This is a genomic window from Stenotrophomonas sp. YJH_SMC_64 (assembly GCF_059371375.1).
In genome coordinates, this window is record NZ_JCAFUN010000016.1 from 127,910 (window position 1) to 136,433 (window position 8,524).

8 protein-coding genes and 1 pseudogene are annotated in these 8,524 nt (G+C 68.3%); 4 read left to right on the plus strand and 5 right to left on the minus strand.

Going from position 1 to position 8,524, the window contains the following annotated elements; all coding sequences use genetic code 11:
* Positions 1-13: 13 nt before the first annotated feature.
* Together AC5P9L_RS17600 and otsA are read left to right on the plus strand one after the other, a co-directional pair.
* Positions 14-1,795 carry a glycoside hydrolase family 15 protein gene (locus tag AC5P9L_RS17600; protein ID WP_005410784.1) on the plus strand — a complete coding sequence of 594 codons (1,782 nt, stop codon included), beginning with the start codon at positions 14-16 and terminating at the stop codon, positions 1,793-1,795.
* Complete coding sequence (otsA, locus tag AC5P9L_RS17605; protein ID WP_005410785.1) at positions 1,792-3,156, plus strand: alpha,alpha-trehalose-phosphate synthase (UDP-forming); 1,365 nt, start codon at positions 1,792-1,794, stop codon at positions 3,154-3,156. Before AC5P9L_RS17600 ends, otsA begins: the two co-directional genes overlap by 4 nt.
* Positions 3,157-3,228: 72 nt before the next feature.
* On the opposite strand, the gene AC5P9L_RS17610 is transcribed toward otsA, so the two are convergent.
* Genes AC5P9L_RS17610 through rluD form a run of 4 tightly spaced genes read right to left on the minus strand, consistent with a single transcriptional unit; the run spans position 3,229 to position 5,927 of the window.
* Complete coding sequence (locus AC5P9L_RS17610) at positions 3,229-3,666, minus strand: thiol-disulfide oxidoreductase DCC family protein (RefSeq protein WP_100438359.1); 438 nt, start codon at positions 3,664-3,666, stop codon at positions 3,229-3,231.
* The gene (locus tag AC5P9L_RS17615) at positions 3,641-4,165 is read right to left on the minus strand and encodes a DUF4166 domain-containing protein (RefSeq protein WP_049452820.1); all 525 of its coding nucleotides are present in this window, start codon (positions 4,163-4,165) and stop codon (positions 3,641-3,643) included. Before AC5P9L_RS17615 ends, AC5P9L_RS17610 begins: the two co-directional genes overlap by 26 nt.
* 2 nt (positions 4,166-4,167) lie before the next feature.
* Positions 4,168-4,938: a peptidoglycan editing factor PgeF gene (pgeF, locus tag AC5P9L_RS17620; RefSeq protein ID WP_049395382.1), complete on the minus strand. Its 771-nt coding sequence runs from the start codon at positions 4,936-4,938 to the stop codon at positions 4,168-4,170.
* Positions 4,938-5,927: a 23S rRNA pseudouridine(1911/1915/1917) synthase RluD gene (rluD, locus tag AC5P9L_RS17625; protein WP_005410789.1), complete on the minus strand. Its 990-nt coding sequence runs from the start codon at positions 5,925-5,927 to the stop codon at positions 4,938-4,940. The genes pgeF and rluD overlap by 1 nt, the downstream gene beginning before the upstream one ends.
* 113 nt (positions 5,928-6,040) lie before the next feature.
* Here rluD and AC5P9L_RS17630 point away from each other — a divergent pair, with 113 nt between their 5' ends.
* On the plus strand, positions 6,041-6,928 hold the full coding sequence (locus tag AC5P9L_RS17630) for an outer membrane protein assembly factor BamD (RefSeq protein WP_024956778.1): 888 nt from the start codon (positions 6,041-6,043) through the stop codon (positions 6,926-6,928).
* A gap of 190 nt (positions 6,929-7,118) precedes the next feature.
* A complete protein-coding gene (locus AC5P9L_RS17635) occupies positions 7,119-8,321 on the plus strand; it encodes a lipase family protein (protein WP_227415645.1) in 1,203 nt (400 codons plus the stop codon).
* An 80-nt stretch (positions 8,322-8,401) separates the two neighbouring features.
* Here the strand turns inward: AC5P9L_RS17635 and AC5P9L_RS17640 are convergent.
* A pseudogene (locus tag AC5P9L_RS17640) lies at positions 8,402-8,524 on the minus strand (IS110 family transposase); the annotation flags it as partial.

Consider the following 8,524-nt stretch of genomic DNA (forward strand, 5'->3'; position numbering starts at 1 on the left):
GATGTACCGCGTGATGACCCAACCCGATCTTGATCTGGGCGTGGTCGGCAACGGCAGCTTCGGCGCCCTGGTCGACAAACATGCCCGCGTTGTCTGGAGCTGCCTGCCCACCTTCGACGGCGACCCCACCTTCTGCGCCCTGCTCGGCCCCAACCAGCAGACCGGCGGCGACTTCGCCATCGAGCTGGAGGACTTCGCGAGCAGCGAGCAGGAATACCTCACCAACACTGCGATCCTGCGCACCGTGCTGCGTGACACGCAGGGCGGCGCATTGGAAATCCTCGATTTCGCCCCGCGCTGGCGCCAGAACGACCGCTTCTACCGGCCGGTCAGCCTGATCCGCCAGGTGCGTCCACTGGCCGGCAGCCCGCGCATCACCGTGCGTGCGCGCCCGCTGGCCGACTGGGGCGCACGCGTGCCAGAGTCGACCTGGGGCAGTAACCATGTGCGCTGGATCCTGCCCGAGCACGTGCTGCGGCTGACCACCGATGTGCCGGTGCGCTTCGTGCGCGACGGCCTGCCGTTCGTGCTCAACCATCCGATCCACCTGATCCTGGGCGTGGATGAATCGCTCAATCGGTCGATCAGCGGCTACGTGCAGGAAGCCTTCCAGCGCACCCGCGACTACTGGCGCGAGTGGGTGCGCTACCTGTCCATTCCACTGGAATGGCAGGACGCGGTCATCCGCAGTGCGATCACGTTGAAGCTGTGCCAGTACGAGGACAGCGGCGCGATCATCGCGGCGATGACCACTTCCATTCCGGAAGCACCCGGCAGCGTGCGCAACTGGGACTACCGCTACTGCTGGCTGCGCGACGCGGCCTTCGTGGTGCGGGCGCTGAACCGTCTTGGCGCCACGCGCACGATGGAACAGTTCCTCGGCTACATCTTCAACCTGGCCACCACCGACGGCACGCTGCAGCCGCTGTATGGCATCGGCTTCGAGGCCAAGCTGGACGAGGACGAGGTACCCAGCCTGTCCGGTTATCGCGGCATGGGCCCGGTACGGCGCGGCAACCTGGCCTGGGTGCAGCGCCAGCACGATGTCTACGGCAGCGTGGTGCTGGCGTCCACGCAGCTGTTCTTCGACCGGCGCCTGCAGGACCCGGGTGATGCGCACACCTTCGCCCGCCTGGAACCCCTGGGCGAACAGGCCTTCGCCCTGCACGACGTACCCGATGCCGGCCTGTGGGAATTCCGCGGCCGCACCGAAGTGCACACCTACACCAGCGCGATGTGCTGGGCTGCCTGCGACCGCCTGTGCAAGATCGCCGTGCGCCTGAAGCGCGATGACCGCGCGCATTACTGGCGCGAGCGCGCCGACACCATCCACGCGCGCATCATGGCCGAATCCTGGAACGAGGAGCTGGGCCACTTCACCGATACCTTCGGCGGCCATCGGCTGGATGCCTCGCTGCTGCTGCTGGCCGATATCGGTTTCATCGACGCGCTGGACGCCCGCTTCATCGCCACCGTCGATGCCATCGGCCGCGACCTCAAGCATGGCAATTCGCTGTACCGCTATGTCGCGCCGGATGACTTCGGTGAACCGGAAACCAGCTTCACCATCTGCACATTCTGGTACATCGACGCGCTGGCCGCGATCGGGCGCATGGATGAAGCACGTGAGATGTTCGAGCTGCTGCTGAAGCAGCGCAATCACCTGGGCCTGCTGTCGGAGGATCTGGCCTTCGACAGCGGCGAGGCCTGGGGCAATTTCCCGCAGACCTATTCGCACGTCGGCCTGATCACCGCCGCAATGCGCCTGTCGCGGTCCTGGCAGGAGGCATCGTGAGTCGTCTGGTCGTGGTTTCAAACCGTGTGGCCGTGCCCGGCGAGAACCGCGCCGGCGGCCTGGCTGTCGGCCTGCTGGCTGCCCTGAAGGAACGCGGTGGCCTGTGGTTCGGCTGGAGTGGCAAGACGGTGAAGGAAGGCAGCGGCACGCTGCACCGGCAGAAAGACGGTGACATCGACTACGTCACCATGGACCTGAGCAAGCGTGAGGTCGATGGCTACTACAACGGCTTCGCCAACCGCACCTTGTGGCCGCTGCTGCACTTCCGCCTGGATCTGGTCGACTACGACCGCGGCACCCGCGAGACCTACCACAAGGTCAACGCGCTGTTCGCCGACAAGCTCGCGCCACTGCTGCGCGAGGACGACATCGTCTGGATCCACGACTACCACCTGATCCCCCTCGGTGCGCTGCTGCGCGAGCGCGGCATCGGTTGTCGCATAGGCTTCTTCCTGCATATCCCGATGCCGTCTGCCGACCTGCTGCAGGCGATGCCCGACCACCTGCGGCTGTTCTCCGCGCTGTACGCCTACGACCTGGTCGGCTTCCAGACCCAGCGCGACGCTGATCGCTTCCAGACCTACCTGCGCCTGTTCGGCGGCGGCCGCGTGCTCGACAACGGCGAGCTGGAAGCACCGGGCGGGCGCCGCTTCCGTGCCGCCGCCTTCCCGATCGGCATCGACACCGAGCTGATCGCACGCCAGGCCGGCACCGCGGCCACCAAGGCCGCCGTGAAGAACCTGCGCGCCAGCCTGCGCGATCGCCAGCTGGCGATCGGCGTGGATCGCCTGGACTATTCCAAGGGCCTGCCCGAACGCTTCCTTGGCTTCGAGCGCTATCTTGAGCGCCACCCCGACCAGCGCGGCTCGCTGACCTACCTGCAGATCGCCCCGGTCTCGCGCGGCGATGTCACCGAGTACCGGCAGCTGCGCAGCCAGCTGGAACAGATCGCCGGCCACATCAACGGTGGCCACGCCGAACCTGACTGGACGCCGCTGCGCTACGTCAACCAGAACTTCACCCATGCCACCCTCACCGGCTTCTACCGGGCGGCGGCGGTCGGCCTGGTCACGCCGTTGCGCGATGGCATGAACCTGGTGGCCAAGGAATACGTGGCGTCGCAGGACCCGGAAGATCCCGGCGTGCTGGTGTTGTCGCTGCTGGCCGGCGCTGCCGACGAACTCAAGCAGGCATTGCTGGTGAACCCGCACGATCTGGACGGCGTGGCCGACGCCATCGCCACGGCAGCAACGATGTCACTGAGCAGGCGCAAGGAACGCTGGCACGCGATGATGGATCACCTGCGCACCTACGACATCAATCACTGGCGCCGCAGCTATCTGGACGCGCTGGAAGGTTGAGGAAAAAAGGGGACGGAGGGGATCAAGGCAGTTGTGCACAGACGCCTTGATCCCCTCCGTCCCCTTTTTCCTTCAATCCAGGAATCGCGCTGCCTGCTCCGGTGCGGGCAGATGACAGGCGTCGTGCCGTCCGAACCAGCGGTAGCGGTTGCGCGCCAGCACGCGGTACGCGGCATCACGCCAGCCGCGCGGCACTGCCCGTAGTACGCCGGTCAGGCGCCAGGCGCCGCCCAGCCCCGCCAGCACGCGGAGGATCGCATCGGTATCGGTCCAGGCACCCTGCGCGTCCAGCAGCAGGAACGACATCGGCTCCTGCGGGTCCAGCCCGTGCGCGCGCAACATCGCGCTGCCCTGCTGCCCCTGCATCGCCGCAAAGCGGTAGCGCCCCGCGCGGTCGAAACGCAGCAGGAAGCGCACCCAGCGGTTGCACAGCGCGCATACGCCATCGAATACGATCACCGCGCTACCCGCCTCGGCGGCGGCCTCACTGCGGTTCGAGCCAACCTTCATAGCGGATCAGGGCTCCCGCCCAGGGCAGCGTCACATCGACCAGGAAAGTGTAACGCTCGCCCTGCCAGGCTTCGCGGCAACGTACGCCACCAAACCAGCGCCTCGGCAACGGCAGCAGCCCGAACGCCCAGACCCGGCGCACCGACCAGTCGATGCCACCCTCGCGGGCCTGCAGATCAAACTCGAAGCGCACCGCGCCCAACTGCTCGCGCAGGCAGCCCTCGTGCGCCCATAGCCGCGACACCATCGGCCAGCGGCCAAAACGCCGCGCCCACTGCTCGCCCTGCCCGTGTGCACTGAACGCCACTTCGGTCGGCAACGCTCCACCGTCCTTCGGCAGCCGCGCCAACGCGGCCAACAGCGGCACCAGCCAGTGCCGCCCCCTCACGATACGCGCCTGCCCCACGTAGCGGCAGGGCAACGGCGCGGCATGCAACGCCTGCACCGGCGCGGCCAGGGTGGCGAAGGCCGGCCCCAGCACGCGCGCGAACAGCGGCAAGGTCAGGGCGCGATCCAGGCCAGCGTCGCCATGCGCCCGGTGCGACGGTCGCGCCGGTGCGAATACAGGTCCGGATCGGCCATGGTCGACACCGTGCCGCCATGGACCTGCGCCGGGTCCATGCCCGCCGCCTGCAACCGCTGCCGCGCCAGCGCGAACAGGTCCACCTTCCAATGGCCTGCGCGGGTGGCCACGAACGCCGCCTCGGCGGCCGGATCATGGCCGACGAAGGCGTGGTAGACCTCCTCGCCGATCTCGTAGTCGGCCGGTCCGGCGGCCGGGCCCAGCCAAGCCCGCAGCTGCGCCGGCGGCGTCTGCATGGCGGCCACGGTGGCCTCCAGCATGCCATCGGCCAAGCCACGCCAGCCTGCGTGGGCCGCGCCCACCTCACTGCCATCGGCGGCGGCAAACACCACGGGCAGGCAGTCGGCAGTCAGGATCGCCAGCACCACGCCCGGCACCGAGGTCACTGCGGCATCGGCCACCGGCTCGCTTGCGCCGGGCACCGGCGGCGCGGTGAAGCGCAGCACGGTGCTGCTGTGCACCTGGCGCAGCCAGTGCGGTGTCGAGGGCAGCCCCAGCCCCTGCTGCAGCAGCTGGCGGTTGTGCTCTACGTTGGCTGGGGTATCACCGTCGGCCGCGTGCCGGTTGCCCAGGTTGAACTGCGCGAACGGCGCCGGCGAAATGCCCGCACCGTGCCGACGCGTGGTCAACGCATGGACGCCCGGCGGCGCCGGCCAGTCCGCCTGCAGCACGGGCAGCGCGGCGGCCATCACCAGCGGTCCCGCTCGCGCGCGGCGAAGGCCTCGCTGTCTTCGCGCAGCACCTTCATCAGGTGCAGCATGTCCTCCGGCACCGGCGCGGTGTTGCGCACCAGCTCACCGGTGATCGGGTGCGTGAACTCCAGGGTTTCCGCGTGCAGGGCCTGGCGCTTGAAGCCACGCAGCGCGGCCACCAGCTCATCGCTGGCCCCCTTGGGCAGCTTCAGCGCACCGCCGTACAGCGGGTCACCGATGATCGGATGGCGCACATGCGCCATGTGCACGCGGATCTGGTGGGTACGGCCGGTTTCCAGGCGGCACTCCAGCGCGGTGTGCGCACGGAAGCGCTCGCGCAGGCGGTAGTGGGTGATCGCTTCCTTGCCGTCCTCGCGCACCGCCATCTTCAGGCGGTCGCGCGGGTGGCGGTCGATCGGGGCATCAGCGGTACCGCCGGCCACCAGCGCACCCATCACGATGGCCAGGTACTGGCGGTGCACGTCGCGTGCGGCCAGCTGCTCGACCAGCGCGGTCTGCGCTTCCAGGGTCTTGGCCACCACCATCACGCCACTGGTGTCCTTGTCCAGGCGGTGCACGATGCCCGCGCGCGGCAGCACCGCCACCGACGGGTCGCGGAACAGCAGGGCGTTGACCAGGGTGCCGCTGTGGTTGCCCGCGCCCGGGTGCACCACCAGGCCGACCGGCTTGTTGATCACCAGCAGGTGCTCGTCCTCGAACAGCACGTCCAGCGGGATGTCCTCCGGCTGGGCGTCGGTCTGGGTTTCCAGCACCACGTTGAGGGTCACCACCTCGCCACCGCGCAGCGGATCGCGCGGGCGCACCTGGGCGCCGTCCAGCAGGACCTCCCCGGCCTTGATCCACTCGGTCAGGCGCGAACGCGAGTATTCGGGGAACAGTTCGGCCACCACGGCGTCGAAACGGCGGCCGGCAGCGGTGTCGGGGACGATGGCCTGGCGGGCCGATTCAGAGGGTTGTTCAGACATGGCAGGGGGCATTCTTTGAAATTTTGGGGTCCCGGCGGCCGGTTTCAGTCGCTGGACAGGACACTAGGCTATCATCGACCCTTCGTATTCCAGCCGCGTCCCGCCTCGACCTCATGATCCGACGCTCCTCCATGCTCTCCGCGCCCGTCCGCCTCACCGCCCTGCTGCTGGTGCTGGTCATCGCCGCCACCGGCTGCCACCGTGGCGCCAAGAAGGGCGATCGCCCCGATGAAGGGACGCCGGTCGAACAGTTGTACGAGAAGAGCCACAAGCTGATGCAGGGTGGCAACTGGAGCGGGGCTGAAACCAGCTTCCGCCGCCTCGTGGCCCAGTATCCGTACGGCCCGTATACCGAACAGGCGATGATCGAAACCGCCTACGCGCAGTACAAGGCCGGCAAGCACGACGATGCGGTGTCCAGCATCGACCGCTTCATCCGTACCTACCCGACCCATCGCAACATCGCGTACCTGTACTACCTGCGCGGCCTGGCCAACTCCAACCGCAGTACGGTTTTCCTGCGTCGCGTATGGTCGCTGGATGCCAGCCGCCGCGACCTGTCCACGCCGCACCAGGCGTATTCGGACTTCAACATCGTGGTCGACCGTTACCCGAACAGCCGCTACGCCGCCGATGCGCGCCAGCGCATGCTGGAGCTGCGTGACGTGTTCGCCCAGCATGAGCTGGACAACGCCCTGTACTACATGCGCCGCGGCGCCTGGGTCTCGGCCGCCGGCCGCGCCAACTACCTGCTGGAAACCTATCCGCAGAGCGCGTTCCAGTACGATGCCGTCGCCGTCCTGGCCGATTCCTACACCCACCTGGGCAACAAGACCCTGGCCGACGACGCCCGCCGCGTCCTGCAGCTGAACCAGCCGGACCACCCGTGGCTGGAAGGCAAGTGGCCGAAGTACCCGTGGATGATCCGCAAGCTGAACCCGTTCGCTGGCGAAAAGTCCGCCAGCACCGGCCAGCGCAACGCGCGACTGGAAAAGAAGTAAAAGAAGGCCCCGAAAGGGGCCTTTTCTTTGTCGGCAGATCCACGCCATGCGTGGAGGGTTCGCGCGCCCATGGACCACGACACTAGGAATTCTACGAATCCCCGGCGGATGCGACGCCGGTCCCAATCGGCGTAGGCGAGGCCCTCCACACTGCGGCGCAACGGCCATCCCGGTCGTGAAGGAGCGCCCCATGACCCCACCGCCCCGCCGTTTCCACCCGCTCGCCTGCATCCTCGCCACTGCCCTGCTGGCGCTGTCCTCGGGCCCCGTGGCGGCTGCCTCACCCGCACCGGGCGATCTGCTGTCTGCTGCCCCCTATCGCGCGTCATGGGTGCCGTCCAAGGCCGCGCAGGCCTACAAGCTGCACTACCGCACCCCGGATCATCGCGGCCAGCTGGCCGAAGGCACCGGCCTGCTGTACCTGCCCGCCGGCGCGGCGCCTGCAGGCGGCTGGCCGGTGGTGTCCTGGGCACATGGCACCCAGGGCATCGCGGATCACTGTGCGCCCTCGGTGTCCGGCCCCTACCAACCCGAACGCGACGGCCGCTTCCTCGATCAGTTCCTGGCACAGGGCTATGCGGTGGTTGCTGCGGACTACCAGGGCCTCGGCGGTCCAGGTGACCATGCCTATCTGCATGTGCGCACTGCCGCGCGCAATGCCATCGACCTCGTCAAAGCCAGCCGCCAGTATCTGGGCACCGCAACGCTGTCGCCGCGCTGGGTCTCGGTCGGCCATTCGCAGGGTGGTGCCGCCGCGCTCACTGCCGGGCATCTGGCGCCCACCTATGCTGGCCCGTCGCTGCACTACCGCGGCAGCTTCACCACCGGCACGCCCACCGCCGTCGAGCTGACCGCACTGGTGATGAAGCCGGACAACCGCACCACCAATCCTGGCGCGCTCAACGCGTATCACGCGTATCTGCTCGACGGTCTGCTGCAGGTTGCGCCGCAGATCGACCGCGTCCTCAGCGACACCGGCCGCACCCGCGTGGCAGTGGCACGCGAGCAGTGCCTGGGCGAACTGGCCACCACGCTGGACGGCGCGGATACCGGCAGCATGTTCACCGCACCGCTGACCAGCGTGCCGGGCATCTGGGCCGTGCTGTACGACTATCTCGGCGTACCGCGCCGCGGTTTCAGCCAACCGCTGATGCTGGGCCACGGCAGCGAGGACCGCGACGTCCCCTATCTGACCACCCTGCTGTATGCCGCAGGCCTGGCGCTGCGCGGCGAGCCGGTAGCGTTCCGGCGCTACCCGGTCGACCATCGCGGCACGCTCGACGCGGCGGCGGCGGATGGCCTGGCGTTCGTACGAGCCCGGCTGGGGGAGGGCCACTTCAACGACGCTGCGGAAACCGCCGGCCTCGAACAGCTGCTCGACGACGCCCGGTAGATCCACGCCATGCGTGGATACGCGGGGTACGGGTTGCCGGCCAGCGGCCGGCACTACCGGAGGCAGTAGCAACTGTCTTGTCAGGGGCAGCCGAGGGCCACCTCGGCGTCTCGCTTACGGGCGTTGAGGATCACCAGCATTTTGCGCATGACCGCCACGAGCGCCACCTTGCTCGCTTTGCCCTTGGCCTTCAGGCCAGCGTA

Excerpts from the sequence above, each read along its gene's own strand:
- AC5P9L_RS17600 (WP_005410784.1), top strand. The coding sequence starts at position 14 with ATGACCCAACCCGATCTTGATCTGGGCGTGGTCGGCAACGGCAGCTTC.
- AC5P9L_RS17610 (WP_100438359.1), bottom strand. The coding sequence starts at position 3,666 with ATGAAGGTTGGCTCGAACCGCAGTGAGGCCGCCGCCGAGGCGGGTAGC.
- pgeF (WP_049395382.1), bottom strand. The coding sequence starts at position 4,938 with ATGGCCGCCGCGCTGCCCGTGCTGCAGGCGGACTGGCCGGCGCCGCCG.
- rluD (WP_005410789.1), bottom strand. The coding sequence starts at position 5,927 with ATGTCTGAACAACCCTCTGAATCGGCCCGCCAGGCCATCGTCCCCGAC.
- AC5P9L_RS17630 (WP_024956778.1), top strand. The coding sequence starts at position 6,041 with ATGATCCGACGCTCCTCCATGCTCTCCGCGCCCGTCCGCCTCACCGCC.
- AC5P9L_RS17635 (WP_227415645.1), top strand. The coding sequence starts at position 7,119 with ATGACCCCACCGCCCCGCCGTTTCCACCCGCTCGCCTGCATCCTCGCC.